This is a genomic window from Microbacterium resistens, from assembly GCF_031456305.1.
Taxonomy (GTDB): Bacteria; Actinomycetota; Actinomycetes; order Actinomycetales; family Microbacteriaceae; genus Microbacterium; species Microbacterium resistens_A.
In genome coordinates this window covers 256,061-275,540 of sequence record NZ_JAVDUM010000001.1, presented here as the reverse complement: position 1 = coordinate 275,540, position 19,480 = coordinate 256,061, and the positions used below count along the sequence as shown (strand labels likewise).

General features: G+C 69.4%; 18 protein-coding genes. 8 read left to right on the top strand and 10 right to left on the bottom strand.

From position 1 onward, the window contains the following. The first annotated feature begins 12 nt into the window (after positions 1 to 12). Positions 13 to 738, top strand: a complete 726-nt coding sequence (locus J2Y69_RS01320; RefSeq protein ID WP_310016735.1) for an SDR family NAD(P)-dependent oxidoreductase — start codon at positions 13 to 15, stop codon at positions 736 to 738. A 408-nt stretch (positions 739 to 1,146) separates the two neighbouring features. Here J2Y69_RS01320 and ddaH read toward each other — a convergent pair whose 3' ends face one another. The 3 genes from ddaH to J2Y69_RS01305 all read right to left on the bottom strand — a co-directional run bounded on the left by ddaH (position 1,147) and on the right by J2Y69_RS01305 (position 4,589). Next, the gene (gene ddaH / locus J2Y69_RS01315) at positions 1,147 to 1,932 is read right to left on the bottom strand and encodes a dimethylargininase (RefSeq protein ID WP_310016733.1); all 786 of its coding nucleotides are present in this window, start codon (positions 1,930 to 1,932) and stop codon (positions 1,147 to 1,149) included. 72 nt (positions 1,933 to 2,004) lie between these two features. Further along, positions 2,005 to 3,225: a M20 family metallopeptidase gene (locus J2Y69_RS01310; RefSeq protein ID WP_310016731.1), complete on the bottom strand. Its 1,221-nt coding sequence runs from the start codon at positions 3,223 to 3,225 to the stop codon at positions 2,005 to 2,007. After that, entirely contained in the window at positions 3,222 to 4,589 is a 1,368-nt protein-coding gene (locus tag J2Y69_RS01305; RefSeq protein WP_310016729.1) for an MFS transporter, read from the bottom strand. The genes J2Y69_RS01310 and J2Y69_RS01305 overlap by 4 nt, the downstream gene beginning before the upstream one ends. A gap of 49 nt (positions 4,590 to 4,638) precedes the next feature. Between J2Y69_RS01305 and J2Y69_RS01300 the strand changes: the two genes are divergently transcribed. The 4 genes from J2Y69_RS01300 (at position 4,639) to J2Y69_RS01285 (ending at position 8,581) form a co-directional block, all read left to right on the top strand. Further along, positions 4,639 to 5,493 (top strand): FadR/GntR family transcriptional regulator, encoded by an 855-nt coding sequence (locus tag J2Y69_RS01300; protein ID WP_310016727.1) that lies wholly within the window; start codon positions 4,639 to 4,641, stop codon positions 5,491 to 5,493. Positions 5,494 to 5,601: 108 nt separating this feature from the next. Then, the gene (locus J2Y69_RS01295) at positions 5,602 to 6,105 is read left to right on the top strand and encodes an FMN-binding protein (protein ID WP_310016726.1); all 504 of its coding nucleotides are present in this window, start codon (positions 5,602 to 5,604) and stop codon (positions 6,103 to 6,105) included. A 1-nt stretch (position 6,106) separates the two neighbouring features. After that, positions 6,107 to 6,976 (top strand): FAD:protein FMN transferase, encoded by an 870-nt coding sequence (locus tag J2Y69_RS01290; protein ID WP_310016724.1) that lies wholly within the window; start codon positions 6,107 to 6,109, stop codon positions 6,974 to 6,976. Between the two features lie 51 nt (positions 6,977 to 7,027). Next, positions 7,028 to 8,581, top strand: a complete 1,554-nt coding sequence (locus tag J2Y69_RS01285) for an FAD-dependent oxidoreductase (RefSeq protein ID WP_310016722.1) — start codon at positions 7,028 to 7,030, stop codon at positions 8,579 to 8,581. Positions 8,582 to 8,620: 39 nt separating this feature from the next. Here J2Y69_RS01285 and J2Y69_RS01280 read toward each other — a convergent pair whose 3' ends face one another. Both J2Y69_RS01280 and J2Y69_RS01275 read right to left on the bottom strand, forming a co-directional pair. Next, on the bottom strand, positions 8,621 to 10,273 hold the full coding sequence (locus J2Y69_RS01280) for a sensor histidine kinase (RefSeq protein WP_310016720.1): 1,653 nt from the start codon (positions 10,271 to 10,273) through the stop codon (positions 8,621 to 8,623). Positions 10,274 to 10,340: 67 nt separating this feature from the next. Then, positions 10,341 to 11,072 (bottom strand): response regulator transcription factor, encoded by a 732-nt coding sequence (locus tag J2Y69_RS01275; RefSeq protein ID WP_310016718.1) that lies wholly within the window; start codon positions 11,070 to 11,072, stop codon positions 10,341 to 10,343. A gap of 77 nt (positions 11,073 to 11,149) precedes the next feature. Between J2Y69_RS01275 and J2Y69_RS01270 the strand changes: the two genes are divergently transcribed. Beyond that, the gene (locus J2Y69_RS01270) at positions 11,150 to 12,415 is read left to right on the top strand and encodes an FAD-binding oxidoreductase (RefSeq protein ID WP_310016716.1); all 1,266 of its coding nucleotides are present in this window, start codon (positions 11,150 to 11,152) and stop codon (positions 12,413 to 12,415) included. 19 nt (positions 12,416 to 12,434) lie between these two features. Here the strand turns inward: J2Y69_RS01270 and J2Y69_RS01265 are convergent, their stop codons facing one another. From J2Y69_RS01265 to J2Y69_RS01245, 5 genes are all read right to left on the bottom strand, one after another. Further along, complete coding sequence (locus tag J2Y69_RS01265) at positions 12,435 to 13,211, bottom strand: MerR family transcriptional regulator (protein WP_310016715.1); 777 nt, start codon at positions 13,209 to 13,211, stop codon at positions 12,435 to 12,437. Positions 13,212 to 13,227: 16 nt separating this feature from the next. Next, the gene (locus tag J2Y69_RS01260) at positions 13,228 to 15,483 is read right to left on the bottom strand and encodes an ABC transporter permease (RefSeq protein WP_310016713.1); all 2,256 of its coding nucleotides are present in this window, start codon (positions 15,481 to 15,483) and stop codon (positions 13,228 to 13,230) included. Beyond that, the gene (locus J2Y69_RS01255) at positions 15,480 to 16,175 is read right to left on the bottom strand and encodes an ABC transporter ATP-binding protein (RefSeq protein WP_310016711.1); all 696 of its coding nucleotides are present in this window, start codon (positions 16,173 to 16,175) and stop codon (positions 15,480 to 15,482) included. The genes J2Y69_RS01260 and J2Y69_RS01255 overlap by 4 nt, the downstream gene beginning before the upstream one ends. Positions 16,176 to 16,331: 156 nt before the next feature. After that, the gene (gene gndA, locus J2Y69_RS01250) at positions 16,332 to 17,786 is read right to left on the bottom strand and encodes an NADP-dependent phosphogluconate dehydrogenase (protein ID WP_310016709.1); all 1,455 of its coding nucleotides are present in this window, start codon (positions 17,784 to 17,786) and stop codon (positions 16,332 to 16,334) included. Between the two features lie 108 nt (positions 17,787 to 17,894). After that, the gene (locus tag J2Y69_RS01245) at positions 17,895 to 18,020 is read right to left on the bottom strand and encodes a hypothetical protein (protein ID WP_310016707.1); all 126 of its coding nucleotides are present in this window, start codon (positions 18,018 to 18,020) and stop codon (positions 17,895 to 17,897) included. 187 nt (positions 18,021 to 18,207) lie between these two features. Here J2Y69_RS01245 and J2Y69_RS01240 point away from each other — a divergent pair, with 187 nt between their 5' ends. Both J2Y69_RS01240 and pth read left to right on the top strand, forming a co-directional pair. Then, on the top strand, positions 18,208 to 18,795 hold the full coding sequence (locus J2Y69_RS01240; protein WP_310016704.1) for a 50S ribosomal protein L25/general stress protein Ctc: 588 nt from the start codon (positions 18,208 to 18,210) through the stop codon (positions 18,793 to 18,795). Between the two features lie 84 nt (positions 18,796 to 18,879). Then, positions 18,880 to 19,479: an aminoacyl-tRNA hydrolase gene (pth, locus tag J2Y69_RS01235; RefSeq protein ID WP_310016702.1), complete on the top strand. Its 600-nt coding sequence runs from the start codon at positions 18,880 to 18,882 to the stop codon at positions 19,477 to 19,479. Position 19,480: the final 1 nt, after the last annotated feature.

Sequence of the window (19,480 nt, the reverse complement as noted above, 5' to 3'; positions counted from 1 at the left end):
AGGATCGGCGTTGTGAGTGAACAGAAGACTGCGCTGGTGACCGGCGCGAACAAGGGAATCGGATACGAGATCGCCGCGGGCCTGGGTGCGCTCGGCTGGCGGATCGGTGTGGGGGCGAGCGACAGGGGGCGCCGCGACACCGCGGTGGAGGCGTTGCGCGCAACCGGCGTCGAGGCGTTCGGCGTGCCGCTCGACGTGACCGACGACGCGAGCGTGGCTGCGGCCGCCGTGGTGATCGCCGACCGCGCCGGAGGCCTCGACGTCCTGGTGAACAACGCCGCGATCACGGGCGGTATGCCGCAGACGCCGACCACGGTCGATCCGGCGACCATGCGAGCCGTCGTGGAGACCAACGTGATCGGTGTCGTCCGCGTGACCAACGCGATGCTGCCGATGCTGCGGGCCTCGGCGTCACCGCGGATCGTCAACATGTCCAGCAGCGTCGGCTCGCTCGCGCTGCAGACGACCCCCGGCATCGACATGGGCTCGGCTCCTGCTGCCTACCTGGCCTCGAAGACCTTTCTCAACGCCCTCACGATCCAGTACGCCAAGGAGCTGAGCGACGCCGGCGTCTTGGTCAACTCCGGCTGCCCCGGCTACACCGCCACCGACCTCAACGACTTCCACGGTGTCCGTACACCGCAACAGGGTGCGGCCATCGCGATCCGCCTCGCGACGCTTCCCGACGACGGTCCGACCGGCGGCTTCTTCGACGACGCAGGGACGGTGCCCTGGTGATCGGGCACGCCGGCGCCCATCTGGTGGGTTGACACGTATCTCGAGGGTCCCTGCAACTAGCCTCGTGACAGGAGGAAACACATGTCCGGAGTATCCCAGACCCACCCGGTCGGATGGTTCCGTACCATCACCCGCCCCAGGAGTCACCTCATTGCAACGCTGGCGATGCTGGTCGTGTTCATCGGAGGCTTCTGGCTCGGCACGGCTTTCAGCGAGTATCGGATGTGGTTCTACGGACCGGCGGTCGTAGCCATCCTCTGGTGGTATCTCATGATGATGAGGTCCTATTCCAGGGCGCGAAGAGGCAGGTGAAAAGAGCTCTATTGGCGCCGCGCTCTGAGCTGCGTCGATACAACAGGCCGCCAACCTGGTGATCGGGCGGGCCTCCTCGCAGAGAAGCGTCAGGAGTCAGCGCACGCGTACCGAAAGGCAGGTCACACAGCCTTCGAGCTTCTCGAACTCCGTCACATCCGCCTCTATGACCTTCAGTCCGCGATCGCGGAAGAGCTGCGCGCTGCGCGGCGCCCCGGCGGACATGAGGACCTCGTTGTCGCCCAGCACGACGACATGCGCGCCCGGCTCCTCCGGGACCTCCAGGTAGTCGGCGAAGAGCGACGGGTCATCGACGACGGGGCCGTAGCCGATGACGGTCCCGTCCGGCAGGGCGGTGATCGCGCTCTTGAGGTGAAGTGCCTTGGTCACAGGGACCTCTTGAACCCGGTAGCCATGCGGTTCCACGAAGGCGGCCAGCTGCCGGATCCCCTCGGCGTTGGTGGTGCCGGTGCGGCCCACGTACACCGTCGAGCCCACCTTCAGCACGTCGCCGCCGTCGAGAGTGCCGGGAGAGGTGATCTTGACCACCTCGAACCCGCAGTCGCGCACCACGGGCAGGACCTCATCCGTCTCGGCGTTGCGCGCCGGCGCGCCGGGGTTCGTGACGACCGCGAGCCCGCCGAAGACAACCACGGTGTCTTCGATGAAGACCGAATCGGGCAGTTCATCGGCGAACGGGACTTCCACGACGCCCCAGCCGCGGTCGGCGAAGACCGACACGTACTCGAGCCACTGCGCATCGGCCAGTGCGAGATCGAGCTCCTCGCGTTCGCGGAAGGTGACGATCCCATCGCTCAGAGTCTTCGCCGGGCGTCGGACCAGGACATAAGGGCGTTCGGGGGTGGGGGGAAATGCAGTCATCGGCTGTCTCGATTCTCACGTCGGTGGATGGTCTCACTCTATCGACAATTGGGTCCGAATAGACCCAATTGTTCACACGTGCTGCTCGGAACCTGCGAGCAGCACGTTCACCGCGGGGTTCCGTTCACGCTCGAAGGCCTCTGCGGCCGCGGCTCTCAGCGTCGCGGAGGTGAGATAGTCCAGAGCGGTATGCGCCAGCCCGCGTGCGCTCTCCACGATGGCTCGATCGGCGGCTTCGCTGACGGCCTCGTGCGCGAAGCGCTCCGTATGCGGCACGATTCCCGCCGGTGCGATGGAGATCATGGGGTGGATGGTCGGGATGCGCACGCTGACGTTCCCCGCATCGGTGGAGCCGAGGCCGCGCTCGATGCTGTGCGGGACGGGCGTCGATCGGCCGATCGTCTCCATCCACTGGGTGAATCGGTCGCTCAAGGGCTCGTTGCTCTGCATCGGCAGGCAGGCGGGATAGCGATCCCAGACGAGCTCCACCGTGGCGCCGATCATCCGAGCCGCGCCGTAGGCGATCTCCTCGATGCGTCGGGAGATATCGAGCAGCTGAGCCGAGCTCGGCGAGCGGACGTAGAAGTGAAGCGCGGCCCGCTCCGGAATGACGTTGGGCCGCTCGCCGCCGTCGGTGATGATCCCGTGGACCTGGTCTCCGACGAGGAGGGACTGGCGCAGAGTCGCGATGCCCTGATAGGCGGCGACGGCGGCGTCGAGCGCATTGATCCCGAACTGCGGCGCGGCCGAGGCATGGCTCGCCCTGCCCTGGAAGACGATCTCGACCTCGCGCAGGCCAAGGCTGCGACCGCTGGGCAGGTCATCGCCTCCCGTGGGATGGATCATCAGTGCCGCATCGATCCCCTCGAATGCGCCGTGGCGGGCCATGACCTCCTTGCCGGTCCCGTTCTCCTCCGCGGGAGTGCCGAGCAGCACGATCGTCCCGGGAGCCCCTGACTCCTGTAGGGAGCGGGCCGTGGCGAGGAACGCGCCGACCGCGGAGGCCGCGATGACATTGTGTCCGCAGGCGTGGCCGATGCCCGGCAAGGCGTCGTACTCGGCCATCAGCGCGATCGTCGGGGCGCCGGAACCGGCCCGGGCCTCCAGGGAGGTGCTGAGTCCGTATCCGCCGACTCTGGCGTCGTGGCCCAGCGCTGAAAGCAGCGAGCGTACCGCCTCCGCCGATCTCGTCTCCTCGAATCCCGGCTCCGCGAGCGCATGGATCTGATGGCTGAGCCCGATGAGCGCGTCCCTCAGCTCGTCGACCGCGGCGTCGATCGTGTCGTGACTCATGCGAGTCCCTCCCCTTGCACTGCCGGGGCGATCGTCCCGATGCTGTTGCTGCCTTTGAGGTCCAAGTATCCGGCCGAGCGCTTGAGCAGAACGCTCACCAGGCTGATCGCGGACATCGCGGCGAAGAGCAGGGCGACGAGCGCCCATCCGCCGTGCCCCGCGATCGAGAGCGTCTGCGACAGGGCGGGCATCAGCCCGCCGATGACGCCGGTGATCTGGTAGGTCAGCGAGACGCCGGTCTGCCGGACGCCCGTCGGGTACCAGCCCGCTACGAGCGTGCCCACGGTCGAATAGGCGAGGGTGCTGATCAGCATCCCCAGTGCGCCGGCGAGGGTGAAGGCGAGCACCGTCCCCTGGTCGAGCAGAAGGAAGATCGGCAGTGCGATCACCAGGTGCAACGCGAGTCCGATCACCGTCATCCGGCGAACGCCGATGCGGTCGGCCAGTATCGCCGCGATCGGGGTGGCGACGATGGAGACGAGGGAGGAGAGCAGCCCGGCGCTCGCAATGGCTCCGGTGCTGAGTCCGAGCGTCCCGGTGGCGTAGGAGGCGAAGAAGCTGCCGACGATGTAGTAGCCGCTGACCGGGACGAGGAACGCGCCGATCGACAGCAGTGCGACCGCCCAGTGGTCCTTCAGGAGTGCGAGGATGGGCGGCCTCTTGCGTGTTTCCTCGATCTGCTCGTCCTCCGTGAAGACCTCGGTCTCGGGCAGCTGGGTCCGGATCAACAGGCCGAGGACGATGAGCACTATCGAGGCCAGGAACGGCAGCCGCCACGCCCATTCGAGCACCGCCTGGTCGCCGAGCAGCCCGATGAGGCTGAACGCCCCTGCGGTCATGAAGGCTCCGAGGCCGCTGCCCATCTGCGTGAAAGAGCCGAAGAACGCCCTGCGCTCAGGGGGTGCGCTCTCCACCGCGAAGAGGAGCGCACTGCCCCATTCGCCGCCGACGGCGAGCGATTGGGCGATGCGGACCAGAAGCAGCAGGATCGGGGCGAGCGCCCCGATCTGGGCATAGGTCGGCAAGAGGCCGACGGCGACCGTCATCGCCCCCATCAGGGTCAGCGACAGCACCATCGAGCGACGCCGGCCATAGCGATCGCCGATGTGGCCGAACAGCAGCGCCCCGAAGGGCCGCCCGAGGGACCCCACCGCCAGTGTCGCAAAAGAGGCGAGTATGGCGACGGCGGGGTCGAGTTCAGGGAAGAAGGCGGTGGGGAAGACGACGGCTGCGGCAAAGCCATAGATGCCGTAGTCGAACCATTCGATGCTCACGCCGATCAGGGTCGCCGCCGCGATCTTCCAGGGCCGCACAGTGCGCCCCTCCCTGGGGCCGTCCACGGCCTGTCGAACACTCTCGTTCATGGTCGAATCCTTCGTTCATGTTTTTGGGTCTTAGTGGACCCAAAAGAAGTTGGATTCAACCTACGATGCATCGGCCTGCCGCGCCATAGCTCGCCGAAGAGTTAACATCCCGGAAACGGTCTACGATCAACGCGTGGAGGATCTACTCGCCGATGCGCTGGCGGCTACCGGGCCGCTGCCGGGCGCCGCGTCGCACGAGGCTGTGGCCGAAGTCCTCAAACGGCGCATCCTCCTCGGCGGTTTCTCGACGGACGACCGGCTGCCGACCGAACGCGAGCTCGCCGAGGTGCTCGAGGTGAGTCGCAACACCGTTCGCCGCGCCGTCCGGCAACTCGCCGCCGAGGGCGTCGTGGAGACGACGCTCGGCCGGACGGGCGGAACGCGCGTCGTCGCTCGTCGCCTTGACGACGGCGCCGAGCGCGCCACGGCGGTCGCCAGCTTCCAACGGGCCCTCGACGCGCACACCGAGTACCGCAGCCTGATCGAACCGCCCGCCGCCGAGCTCGCCGCGCTGCGGGCGAGCGATGCGGATCGGGCCGCTATCGACGCGGCGCTCTCGATGAGAGCGGACGACCTCGCCTCCTACCATCGGGCCGACACATTGATCCATCTGTCGATCGCCAGGGCCTCCGGCAACCCCATGCTCGCCGAGGCGGTCACCGCTGCCAGGGCGCAGATGTTCTCGGACACGAACGTGCTCTGGCTGCACGCCGAATGGCACGATGTCTACGGCGACGGCGAGCAGTTGGAGACCGTGCTTCGACGGGACCACGAACCGATCGTCGAAGCGATTCGCCGTTCGGATGCCGACGGGGCAAGAACCGAGATGCTGGCACATCTGCGCGAGTCGCATGGCCAGTTCACCAGGCTGCTCGATGGAATGCGGAGCTCCTCCGAGGGGTGAGGAGTGGCCCGTGGTCGCCGGCGATACAGGATACGGGCGAGGTGCGCCGTCGCAGGGATGAGCGCCCGCTCCAAGGCTGCTCATAGGCCGTTCGCGGAAGCTGTTCGCATGAACATCTCGCCTTCGGTCCGTCACGGATCCGCTCTGGTCGGCATCGCCGGCGCGCTGCTGCTGTCCGGATGCGCGGCATCGCCCGCCGTGAGCGACGCCGAGGGGACCGGCGGCGCCTCGGGGTCGGGCGCGACCACATCCCCGTCTGCGTCGTCCGGCACAGAGTCGTCCGGCACCGGATCCTCCGGCTCGTCCTCGACCGGGGCGTACAAGGACGGGAAGTACACCGCGGACGGCTCGTACCGCACACCGGAGACCGTGGAGAAGATCAGCGTCACCGTGACGCTCGCGGGCGGCGTGATCGAGGACGTCTCGGTGACCGGCGACCCGCAGGCGCCGGAGACGACCCGCTACCAGGGGGAGTTCATCGGCGGCATCGCCGAGGTCGTGACGGGCAAGTCCCTCGACGACATCTCCGTGAGCAAGGTCGCCGGCTCCTCGCTCACCAGCCAGGGCTTCAACCAGGCGATCGAGAAGATCCGCGAGCAGGCTGCGTCCTGACGTGGATCCCGCGGGCCGATCCTCGTGGCGGTTCGACGGGATCGGCACCGCGTGGCAGATCGACACCGAAGAGCCGTTGAGCGAGGGCGACCGCACGGCCGTCCTGTCGCTCGTCGATGAGTTCGATCGCACCTGGTCCCGGTTCCGCGCCGACTCGACGGTCTCACGTCTTGCCGAGGCCCCGGGAACCGTTCCGGCGCCGCCCGACGCGAAGCCGATGCTCGACCTGTTCTCCGCGCTCGACGAAGCCACGGGAGGCGCCGTCAATCCGCTCGTGGGGGAGAGCCTCGCCCACCGCGGCTACGACGCCGCGCTGAGCCTCCGCGATCGCGGAGCCGTCTCCGCGCCCGCGGACTGGCGTGAGGTCCTCGGCTGGGCGGACGGCGCGCTGACGCTCGGCCGACCCGCCAGGATCGACGTCGGCGCGCTCGGCAAGGGCCGTCTCGTCGACCTCGTCCTCGCCCTTCTGGGCGACCGCGGGCACGGCACCGCCGTCGTCGACGGCAGTGGCGACCTCGCCGTCCGGGGAACCACGCTGCGCGTGGCCCTGGAACACCCCTACGACCCTCGGCGGGCGATCGGCGTCGTCGATGTGGCCGACCGGGCGCTCTGCGCGTCGGCCGTCAACCGGCGGGCATGGGGCGACGGGCTCCACCACGTTCTCGATGCGCGCACGGGGGAGCCGGTGCGCACGATCGCGGCGACCTGGGCGATCGCGGCGACCGCGATGGCGGCGGATGCGGCCGCCACGGCGCTCTTCTTCGACGGTGGTCCCGCCTTCGCGCACGCGCAGGGTGTGGAATGGGTGCGGATGACGACGGCGGGCGCGGTGGAGTGGTCGCCGGGATCGACCGCCGAGCTGTTCCGATGAAGGCCGAGCTGTTCCGATAAGGGCCGAGCTGTTCCGATAGGGGAGTCCCGCATGATCGCGATGTCCACCGCCGTCCGGCAGCGGATCCTGGCCGCCCTCGGACGCCTGTCGATGTACCGGCTGACGCTCTGGGCGCTGGTCGCGCTCGCCGCGGTGGCCCTGATCGAGAGCGTCCTCGGCGTCCTCTCGCTGACCCCCTTCGAGATCGTGGCCACGCTCGCGGTCCTCCTCGTGGCCGTCCTCCTCGTCGACGCGGTCGCCCAGCAGCTGCTGCGGGTGCCGCGGCGCGTGGAGTCCTCGCTGATCACCGCGTTCATCCTCCTGTTCGTCATCGAGCCGGGGACGAACCCCGATCAGCTCGGTGCCGCGGCCCTGGCGGGCGGGATCGCCGCCCTGTCGAAGTACATCCTTGTCTGGCGCGGGCGGCACGTGTTCAACCCGGTCGCCGTGGCCGCGACCGTGCTCACCCTCTCCACGCTCGGCTTCTCCGCCTGGTGGGTCGGCACGCCGACGCTCGCGGCGGCGGTCGTGCTCCTCGGGCTCGTGGTGCTCTGGCGCACCGAGCGGATCCGCGTCGTCGCGCTCTTCGTCGTCGTGGCGGTGGCCGTCGCGATGGTCCGCCTGGCCGTGCAGGGCGTGGAGGCCGGGCTCGCGCCGGACCCGTGGGCGGATCTGACGCTCGCTCTCCTCCGGTCTCCCGTGCTCTTCCTCGGCGCGTTCATGCTCGCCGAGCCTCTGACCCTCCCGTCCCGCCGGTGGCAGCAGCTTCTCGTGGCCGGTGTCGTCGGGGTGCTCGTCGGCTGGCCGATCAACCTCGGCCTGATCACCCTCGGACAGGAGCGGGCGCTCCTGATCGGCAACCTCCTGGCGTTCCTGCTCGCCCGGCGCGGTGGCCTGCGGCTGACCCTGGAGCGGCGGAGGACGGTGACGGCGACCGTGCGCGAGCTGACCTTCCGACTGCGGCGGCCCGTCCCGTTCGCGCCGGGGCAGTACGTCGAGCTGCAGGTGCCGCATCGTCGTCCCGACGCCCGAGGAACCCGGCGTGAGTTCAGCATCGTGTCCGCTCCGGAGGAGCTCCCGCTCGTGCGGATCGCCTACCGGGAGACCGAGGGCGAGCGGCCCGAGTCCAGCTACAAGCGCGCGCTTGGCGCCGCTCAGAACGGCGACGTGCTCAGCGCGACGGGGATCTGGGGCGACTTCGTGCTCCCGACCGGTCCTGCGCCGCTGCTCCTGGTCGGGGCGGGGATCGGCGTCACGCCGTTCGTCTCGCAGCTGGGCCACCGGATGCGGACGGGTGAGGGAACGGGCGGGGACATCGTGGTCGTGCTGATCGCCTCCGCCGCGGACGAGCTCGCCTACCTCGACGAGATCGCCGCCGGCGGCGTCTCCGGGATCGTCGTCACCCCCGATGAGCCCGCCGACCTGCCGGACGGCTGGCGGTGGGCCGGAGGCGCTCGCCTGGACGCCGCGCTGCTCACGGGCCTCGTCCCCGACCTCTCCCGCCGGCATGCGCTCGTCTCCGGCCCGCCGGCGCTCATCGCCCAGCTCGCCCCGGCGCTCCGCTCCTGCCGGAGGCTGACCACCGACGCCTTCGCCGGCTACTGAGGACCCCGCTACTGAGGAATCGGCTACTGAGGGCTCGGGCTACTGAGGGCCGGGCCTAGGGTCTCCGTCCGAGGACGGGTGACCGTCGATGAAGTGCTGGCCCTGAGCGGGGGAGGCCCCGTCCGGCATGCGCCCATCAGCACCCGGCCTCATCGCATCGCCCGTGTCGGTCGTGTCGGTCGCGTCGCCCGTATCGCTCGTATCGGTCCCGTCGCTCGTACCGGTCGTGTCGGCGCCGTCGTCCGCCGTCTCCGCGCGATAGCGGGGGAGGCGCACCTCGAAGACCGTGGACCCGGGCTCGCTCTCGACGGCGATGGTCCCGGAGTGCCCCTCGACGATCGCCTTGGTGATCGCGAGCCCGAGGCCCGTCCCGCCCGTGGCACGGGTCCGGGAGCGGTCGCCGCGGGCGAACCTGGCGAACAGGTCGTCCCGCACCGCCGCGTCGATCCCCGGGCCGTCGTCGCGGACGCGGAGGAGCGCGGACGGGCCGTCGACGCCGAGCTCGATCGTGATGCGGGTCCCTTCGGGCGTGTGGGTCCTGGCGTTCGCGAGGAGGTTCGCGATCACCTGCTGCAGGCGTCCGGCGTCGCCGAGCACCATGACGGGCTCGGCGGGGACGTCGATCTCCCACAGATGGTCGTGGGCGGTGGGGCGCGCGTCCTCGACGCCCTCGATCGCCAGACGGGTGAGGTCGACCGGGGTGTGGATGAGCTCCTGGCCCTCCTCCAGCCGGGCGAGCAGCAGCAGGTCCTCCACGAGCCGGGTCATCCGCAGCGACTGCGCCTGGATCCGCTCCAGCGCCGTCTGCGCCGTCTCGGGGAGCTCGGGGGAGCGCAGGGACAGCTCGGAGTAGCCGCGGATCGAGGCGAGCGGGGTGCGCAGCTCATGGCTCGCGTCGGCGACGAACTGCCGCATCCGCTCCTCGTTGCGCTGACGGGCCGCGAGAGAGGTGTCCACATGGTCGAGGAGGGTGTTCAACGCGGCCCCCACGAGGCCCGTCTCCGTCCGCGGGTCCGCCTCGGCCGGGGGCACGCGCTCCTGGATCGAGACGTCGCCGCGGTCGAGCGGCTGGTTCGCGACGCGGGTGGCGGTGGCGGCGACCGCGCGCAGCGGCCGCAGGCTCACCCGGACGGTGACCGCCGTCGTCACTCCGAGCAGGATCAGCCCGCCGGCCGTGGCGAGCGCGATGACCGTGAAGAGAGAGGAGAGGGTGCGCTGGATGTCGGTGCGGGGCAGCCCCACGATCAGTGTGAACGGCGTCGTCGCCGCGTTCGACGCGATCGAGCGTGAGTTGGAAACCTGCTTGTGGACGAGCTGGTACGAACCCAGGGAATCGAGATCGACGACGGACTCTGCGCTGTTGATCTGCTGCACGGCGGCGAGCATCTGGTTCTGATCGACCGTGGTCCCGTGCCCGTTGGCGTTGACGATGAAGCCGTTGGGGCTGCTCCCGTCGGTCGGGATCACGATCAGCATCAGACCGGGCGGCACGGCGGTCCCGCTGAGGATCTCCACCGCGGTCGGCGTCTCGGCGGAGATCCCGTGCAGGACCGTGGCGGTCTGCTGGAGACGGTCGCCGTACGTGCGCAGCTGACCGGCCAGGCCGTCCTCGAGGGCCCGTCCGAGGAAGACGCTGGTGACGATCGCGACGGTCACCAGGATCAGCGAGACGATGCCGATCACGGCGGTCATCAGCCGGGACTGCAGCGTCGGTGGCCTCCGGCCGGTGCTCCACAGGGACATCAGGGGCGTTCCGGGCTCACTGCGGCGCCTTGATCATGTACCCGACGCCGCGGACGGTGTGGATGAGGGGGGTGCGGCCGGCGTCGATCTTCTTCCGGAGATAGGAGATGTAGAGCTCGACGACGCTGGACCGTCCGCCGAAGTCGTAGCTCCACACCCGGTCGAGGATCTGCGCCTTGGACAGCACCCGGCGCTCGTTGCGCATCAGATAGCGGAGCAGTTCGAACTCGGTCGCGGTGAGCTCGATCTCGACGCCGTCGCGGATCACCTCATGGCTGTCCTCGTTGAGCGTGAGGTCGCCGACCTGCAGCACGGAGTCTCCGGAGTCGGACGCGGCGACACCGCTGCGGCGGATCACGGCGCGCAGGCGTGCGACCACCTCCTCCAGGCTGAAGGGCTTGGTCACGTAGTCGTCGCCGCCCGCGGTGAGTCCCGCGATCCGGTCTCCCACCGCGTCCTTGGCGGTGAGGAAGACGACGGGGACCATGTTCCCGCTCTCGCGCAGCCGCTTGAGGACGCCCAGGCCGTCCAGGTCCGGCATCATCACGTCGAGGACCAGGGCGTCGGGGCCGAAGTCCCGGGCGGTCTGCAGTGCCTCCAGGCCCGATCCCGCCGTCCGCACCTCCCAGCCCTCCATGCGTAGGGCCATCGAGAGGAGGTCGGTGAGCATGGGCTCGTCGTCGACGGCGAGGATGCGCAGCGGAGCGCCGTCGGCACGACGCAGTTCGGACGAGACGTGATCGTTCATGTCTCCATCCTCCGCCGTTTCTCTATGTCTTTCCTATGAGGGACGGCGATGTCGGTGGCTTGTCGTAGCCTCGCACCATGACCGGAGAGACAGACATGGGAGCGGGGCAGGAAGAGGCGCACGCCGAACGCGTGCGGCCGGAGAGCGCGGAGGAGGTCGCCGTCGCCATACGGCATGCGGCGGACAGAGGGAGACCAGTCGCGGTGCTCGCCGGCGGGCATGGCCACTGGCCGGTCGAGCCGGGCGGGCTGCTGATCGACCTTGGTGCGCTGTCGCGGGTCGAGGTCGATGGCACGCGCGTGGCGATCGGCGGGGGAGCGGTGTGGGGCCGGGTGGCCGGCGCGCTTGAGCCGCACGGCCTGGCGATCAGCTCCGGCGACACCGCGTCGGTCGGTGTCGGCGGCCTTACCGTCGGCGGAGGACTCGGGTGGATGGCACGGGCGTGGGGCGCGGCGGTGGACCAGCTCGTCGGCGCGCAGGTGGTGACCGCCGACGGCCGGATCGTGGAGGCGTCCGCGGAGGAGAACCCCGATCTCTTCTGGGCGCTGCGCGGCGGAGGGGGCAACGTCGGCATCGTCACGCGCTTCGACTTCGAGGCCCATCCGCTCCCCGGCATCGCCTTCGCGGAGTACACGGCCGGCGACGACGCGGAGGAGTTCCTCCGCGCAGTCCGCGAGCTCATGCGCACGGCGCCGCGCGAGCTGACCGTGACCTTCATGGACGTGCCGCCGATGGATCCGAGCGCTCCCGCCGGCGCCCGCCTCAGCGCGGTCTGGGCGGGGGAGGACGCCGCCCGGCTCGCAGCGGAGCTGGCACCGGTGGCGGGCCTGAGCGGCGTCTCGGGAGAGGTCACCCGTCCGCGGTACCGGGAGATCCTCATGGAGATGCCGGAGGCCGAGCCCGGACAGGAGCCGCCGGGTTTCCTCGGAGGCAACGGGCTCTATGCCGACCTCGGCGACGATCTGATCGAGCGCCTGGTCGCCTTCCGGCGCACGTACCCCGCCTCGGTGCTCTTCCTGCGATCCCTCGGCGGCGCGTTCGGCGACGTCCCGCAGGACGCGACCCCCTTTCCGGGGCGGGACGCCACCTGGTTCGTGATGGCCGGCGCGTTCGACGTGCCCGGTCTGCTCGACGATGCCGGCCGCGCGGCGGTGGAGCGCGATTGGTCGGCCATCAGCACGGGGAGACTGGCCGAGTACGGCAACTTCGTCGACTCCGCGAGCGCGGGGGATGCCCGGAGCATGTTCACGCCGGCCGCCTATGAGCGTCTCGCGCGGATCAAGGCCGAGTGGGACCCGCAGAACCTGTTCCGCGGCAACCACAACGTGCCGCCGTCGGTCTAGAAGGGTCGCTGCTCGGATGTCAGTCGGGTGAGATGCGCTCGGGTCTCGTCCAGCCCGTCCAACCCCGCTCCTCCAGGAGGGAGATGAGCCGACGCGCCAGCGGCGCCGACGACATCATCGCGGTGTCCAGAAGATCGACGAAGCGGTCCTCGAACCCGTCGTCGTCACGCGGAACCCCCGCGGCGACGGCACCGTGGTTGATCCGATCCAGGATGTCGGCGACCTCGATCACCCGCGGGTCATCGACCGGCCAATCGATCGCACCGCTGAGGAGGCTGTAGAGCCGCATCATGTCGGGGTCGTCCAAGGCCGCGTGCTTGACGACCATCATGGAGTCGATCTGATCGGGGACGTGGGCGGCGACCAGGATCCAGGCATCCCGCTCGAAATCGAGGTAGCGCTGGTCGACGCCGATGGCACGCAGCCGGTCGAGGTAGCCGATCACGCTCGGAGGGAGGGCGATCTGCTCTCCGCCCGCGAGCCGGGCGAGCCGTTCCCGGGTCCGCTGCAGCCTTCGGATCTCCGAGCGGAGCCGTTGGTCGATCTGCTCGACACCGTCGGCGAACTCCGCGGGACCCGCCTCCAGCAGGTCGTCGACCTTCGCCAGCGGCACCCCGGCGCTCGCCAGGACATGGATCCGGATCAGCCGCACCACCGCCGCCGCGTCGTACCGTCGGTAGCCGGAGCCGTCCCTGGCAGGCTCCGGCAGCAGCCCGATCCGGTGATAGTGCCGCACCGTCGCCACCGTGATGCCGGCATACGCGGCGAGCTGACTGATGGTCAGCTTGTCATTCACGTCGCCTCCCGGATTCTCATTCGGCCCCTTTGAGGGCGTCGCTCATGGCGATCTTCGCGAGTCTCCGCCCGGACAGCCACTTCGTGATCTCGTACACCACGAAGATCACCACGAAGCTGATCAGGACGTGCCAGGGATCCACAGTGATCGGAATCAGCATGTTGAGCGTATCGGCGACGATCCCGAAGAGCAGGTTCGCGAACGCGAGCATCAGCGGGTAGCCGAGGAGTATCCCGATGACCACCGCCGGCGTCGCGCTGTTCAGGATCAATCGGGCAAGCTCCCGTCGGCGGTAGCCCAGCACCGTGAACAGGGCGACCGTCCCATGGTTCTCCTCGATGATCAGGGATGTGACGAGGAACAGGATCACGACCGCGATCAGCACGGCGAGGGCGGACACCGACCCCATGATCTGCGAGGTGGGGGCGCCGATCTGCTCGAACGCGCCGGGGTCGCGGGTGTCGAGCACTCCGGCGAGCACCGACTCGTCGAAGTCCATCTCCCGGCTCGCCAGCACCGTGCGATAGCTCCCCGCCGGCTGGTCGGTCAGCCGGTTGAACTCCTCCAGGGGCATGGTGACGAACTGCTCGCCGTAGGCCTGGACGATCCCGTCGATCCGCAGGGCGTAGGACGCGCCATCGAGCTGGCTGACGAATCGAAGGGTGTCGCCGACCTCGAGATGCAGCCGGGTGGCCAGCGGCTCGGTGATGTTGACCTGGTTCCGCGGCGGCGGAGAGCCGCGCGTGTCGTTCAGCTTCATGCCCACGGAGTCCGGCAGCATCCCGGTCAGGTAGAACCCGATGCCCTCGCGTCCCTCGGGATGCACCCGAATCGTGTTGTACGGCTCCGCGCCGTCCGGGACCGCGGAGTCCTTCAGGTTCTGCACGTCAGTGAAGTTGTACTCGATCTGATACTCGTACCTGGTCAGCGCACCGCGTTCGGTGACGATGTCCATCGAGTGGCTGTAGGTCAGGCCGAAGAGCATGACCATGGATGCGGCGGCCACGCCGAACACCAGGAACAGCAGACGCGGGATGCTCCGCACCTGCTCGCGGATCCGGAAGGCGGTGACGAACCGGAATCGGTCCAGTCGGAGCACGCGTTCCAGCGCGGTCACCTTTCCGGTCTTCTCGCCGCCTTTCATCAGGTCGGCGGCGCTCTTGCGCAGGACGCGGCGGATCAACAGGGCGCTGGCCGCCCCGATCAGCGCGACGGGCGCGAGCAGCGAGATCGCGAGATTGTGCGGGGCGAAGGTCAGGCCGGTGTCCGGCAGGTTGTACGAGGCCAGCATGGTGCCGATCACCGGAGCGACGCAGGGGAGGGCCAGAAGCGTGCCGACGAGGCTGCCGGCCAGGGCGACCAGCACAGGAACCGCCAGATAGTGCCGGGTCAGCTCGCCTCGACGATAGCCGAGCGCGTACAGACTGCCGGCGATGACGCTGTCGGCCTTGACGGTGCGCGTGATCATCACGCTCACGATCACGCATCCCAGGATGAAGAACGCGATCGCCACCGGGAAGCTCATCGACTTCATGCTCGAGATGTTCCCCCAGGGCATGCTGATGCGCTGATTGTGCTCGGCATCGATCCACTCGGTGAGGTGGTGTCCCTCGTCGCCGAGCATGTTCCGCAGCGCAGCCGTCTGCGCCTCGATCCCCTCACGGTCGTGGAAGCGCACGCTGTACGTCGTGGTCGACGTCTCGACGGCCGGGGAGAGCGCCTGGAGGTCGGTCTGCGCCACGACTCCGATGCCGAACCCCGCGGTCGGCAGGACGTCGTAGAGGCCCTTCAGCGGATACACGTAGTTCGGCACGGCGACGGTGCCGACGATGGTGAAGCCCAGGCCGTCGAGGGTGAGCGTGTCGCCGATCCTCAGGCCGCGCGCCCCCAGGAAATGCGGATCGACGAGCAGGTCCCCGGGATCGGCGAGCGCTCGGCCCGAGGTCACCTGGGCGAGGTTGAGCGTCGGGCCGGGGCTCAGCAGGCGGAGCTCTCCCTCGGGGAGTCGCACGTCGTGGCGCGGCGCGGCCTCGATCGTCGCGCCGGACTCGCCCTCCCACTCGGCGATGTCGAGCGGCTTGTCGGTCGTGAAGCTGAGGTCCTCCTGCTGATTCCCGTCGGCGAACCCCACCACCGTGCGTTCCATGCTGCCGGCCACCCCGGTGGCCGCGGTGAAGTAGAAGCTCCCCAGCAGGACGAGGACGGCGATGCCGATGTAGCGGCCCAGGTGCTCGCGCAGCATCCGCCAGATGCGGCGGTTGAGGGCGCTCACCACTGGATCCGTTCGGCGGGCAGGGGCTGGTCGTGGTGCGTGCTCTCCTCGACCAGGCCATCGCGCATCCGGTAGACCGAGTGGGCCATGTCGGCGATGGCGGCGTTGTGGGTGATCATCAGGATGGTCGTGCCGAAGTCGGCGTTCACCCGCTGGAGCAGCGCGAGGACATCGCGCGAGGTCTCCAGATCGAGCGCGCCGGTCGGCTCGTCGCAGAGCAGGAGGCGTGGGCTCTTCACGATCGCCCGCGCGATCGCGACGCGCTGCTGCTCACCGCCCGACAGCTCACGAGGGAAGCGGTTCCTCTTGTCGGCGAGTCCGACGGCGGCGAGCACGTCGTCGACCTTCAGCGGCTTCTCGCTGATGTGGGACACCACCTCGACGTTCTCTCCCGCGGTGAGGTTCGGCACCAGGTTGTAGAACTGGAAGATGAAGCCGACGCTCGTGCGGCGGTACTCGAGCAGCTCGTCGTCGGTGAGATCGGAGATCCGCTCGCCGTCCACGTCGACCGTGCCGGCGTCGGCACGGTCGATCCCGCCGATGATGTTCATCAGCGTCGACTTCCCGGAGCCCGAGGGCCCGAGGATCACGCCGATCCGCTGACGTTCGAGCTCGAGGCCGGTGCCTCGCAGCACGGGCGTGACGACCCCCGATCCATAGCTCTTCTTCAGACCCGATACTGCCAAGAACATGCCGCTGCCCCTCTCGTGTGACTCTCGTACGAGATCAGGGTGCAGGGTTGATGCAGCATCAAGGTCAAGCGGAGGGCGGGAAAAGCAGCGAGAGGGGGCTCCAACGATGTGGAGCCCCCTCTCGGGGCCGCGGACGATCTCGTCGCGGAGGTGGTGTCAGTGCGTGTCCTCGGCCTCGATCTCGGTGCGATCCCCCGACCACAGCGTGTGGAAGGTGCCGGGGCGGTCGATCCGCTTGTAGGTGTGCGCCCCGAAGAAGTCGCGCTGCCCCTGCACGAGGGCCGCCGGAAGACGGTCGGCGCGGATGCCGTCGTAGTACGACAGCGAGGAGGAGAACGCCGGCGCCGGGATCCCGGCCTGCGCTGCGGCCACCACGACGCGCCGCCACGCGGCCTGCCCGCGTCCGAGGGCGTCGGCGAAGTACGGCGCCGTCATGAGGACGGCGAGGTCCGGGGTCTCGGCGTAGGCGTCGGCGATGCGGTTGAGGAACTGCGCGCGGATGATGCAGCCGCCGCGCCAGATCTTCGAGATCGCGCCGAGGTCGATGTCCCAGCCGTACTCGGCGGCGCCGGCGCGGATCTCGTCGAAGCCCTGCGAGTAGGCGACGATCTTCGACGCGTAGAGGGCGAGGCGGACGTCCTCGATGAAGGCGTCGACGTCGGCGGCGGCCACGGAGAAGGTCTCGTCGGGGCCCGGGAGGCCCGCGGCGACGACGCGCTGCTCCGGGTGGGAGGAGAGGGACCGGGCGAACGTCGCCTCGGCGATGCCCGACACCGGAACGCCGAGCGAGAGCGCGGTCTGCACGGTCCAGGCGCCGGTGCCCTTGGCGCCGGCCTGGTCCAGGATGACGTCCACGAGCGGTGCGCCGGTCGTGGCGTCGACCTGGCGCAGCACCTCGGCCGTGATCTCGATCAGGTACGACTCGAGCTCGCCCTTGTTCCACTCGGCGAAGATCTCGGCGATCTCGGCCGGCGACTTGCCGGTGCCGCGGCGGATGAGGTCGTACGCCTCGGCGATGAGCTGCATGTCGGCGTACTCGATGCCGTTGTGCACCATCTTCACGAAGTGACCGGCGCCGTCGTGTCCGATGTGCGTCACGCAGGGCTCGCCCTCGGCGATCGCCGCGATGGACTTCAGGATCGGGCCGAGCGTGACCCAGGACTCGTCCGAGCCGCCCGGCATGATCGAGGGCCCGGTGAGCGCGCCCTCCTCGCCGCCGGAGATGCCGGCGCCGACGAAGTTGATCCCGGTCTCGCGGACCGCCTTCTCGCGGCGGATGGTGTCGGGGAAGTAGGCGTTGCCGCCATCGACGATGATGTCGCCCGGCTCGAAGACGCGGACGAGCTCGTCGATCACGGCGTCCGTGCCGGCACCGGCCTTGACCATGATGATCGCGGTGCGCGGCTTCTGCAGAGCGGCGGCGAACTCCTCGTAGGAGAAGGCGGGGACGAAGCCCGCCTCCGGGTGCTCGGCGACCAGGACGTCGGTCTTCTCACGGCTGCGGTTGTGGACGGCCACCGTGTTGCCCTCGCGACTGGCGAGGTTGCGGGCCAGATTCGAGCCCATCACGGCGAGTCCCACGACTCCGATGTTGGCTGTGGCTTCGGGCACTGACGCTCCAGACACTATGCGCTCCTGATCTCATGGATGACGGAATCAGCGTAGCGCCGTGCCGAGGGACGACGGCGCCCGCGTCGTGCGCCCGACGCCCGGTGCCGCTCAGTCCTTGCGGTACCCGGAGCGGCCCATGCTGAAGATGGCACCGAAGCCGAGGACCACGCCGGCGACCGCCATGGCGCCGATCAGCCAGAAGAGGACATGGGTGAGGAAGGCGCCGTCGAGCATGGATTCAGCCTACCGGGTCTTTCCGGTACCATGGAGGAGTTCCTCGGCGAGGGATGGCGCGCGCGTGCGCCCATCCGTGATCGACGCGGCGTTGTGAGCCCCGGTGCTCTCCTCTACGCGTCCGTGCCCGAGAAGACGTGAAGAAGACCACCGCGCGGCCGTCCGCCGCGTGTACGAAGGAGACATCATGACCGACGAGAACAAGGTCCCCACCGAGGTCCGCACCAACTTCGGCAAGGGCTTCGCCCGCCGTCTGCGCGCCGCAGGGCAGATCCCCGCCGTGCTCTACGGCCACGGCACCGACCCCGTGCACCTCGCCCTCCCGGGCCACCAGATCTCGCTGATCATCCGCCGCGCCAACGCGCTCCTCCGGCTCGACATCGAGGGCAAGGAGCAGCTCGCGCTGGTCAAGGACGTCCAGAAGGACCCGGTGCACCAGATCATCGAGCACATCGACCTGCTCGTCGTGACCAAGGGCGAGAAGGTCACCGTCGAGATCCCGGTCATCGTCACCGGCGAGTCCTTCTCCGGCACCATCGTGACCGTCGACGTCGCCACCGTGCGGCTCGAGGTCGAGGCCACCCACATCCCGCAGCACGTGGAGGTCAGCGTCGAGGGTCTCGAGGACGGCGCGCACATCACCGCCAGCGACGTGACGCTGCCCAAGGGCGCGACGCTCATCGACGAGCCCGACCTGCTGCTCGTGCTCGTCTCGACGCCTTCGGGCGAGGCCGGCGACGACGAGGCCGAGGCCTCGGAGGCCGCCGCGGAGTGATCCGCCGGGGCTCGCCCCGATTCAGCTCCGAAGGGGGTGCGACCACGGTCGCGCCCCCTTCTGCGTCTCCGGAAGGATGAGGACATGGCACAGACATGGCTCGTGGTGGGGCTGGGCAACCCCGGCCCCCGCTACGCGACGACCCGGCACAACGTGGGTCAGATGGTGCTCGACGAGCTCGCCGGCAGGCGAGGGGAGACGTTCCGCGAGCACTCCGTCCGCGGCCAGGCGACGGGCGCGCGGGTCGTGGAGACCTGGCTTCGTCCGGGGGGCGACAAGATCGTCCTCGCCAAGCCGATCACCTTCATGAACGTCTCGGGTCCGCCCGTCGGCGCCCTCGCACGGTTCTACTCGGTGCCAGCGGAGCGGATCGTGCTCGTCCACGACGAACTGGACATCCCCTTCGACACGATCAAGCTGAAGACGGGCGGCGGGCACGGCGGGCACAACGGCATCCGCGATGTCGCCCGTGTACTCGCCACTCCCGACTTTCCGCGCGTCCGGGTGGGGATCGGCAGGCCCCCCGGCCGTCAGGACCCGGCGGACTGGGTGCTGGCGCCGTTCGGGACCGCCGAGCTGCCCACCCTCCCGATCCTGGTCTCGGATGCCGCCGACGCCGTCGAGCAGCTCATCGGCGAGGGGCTCGTCGCCGCGCAGCAGAAGCACCACGCGCCGCGGGCCTGAC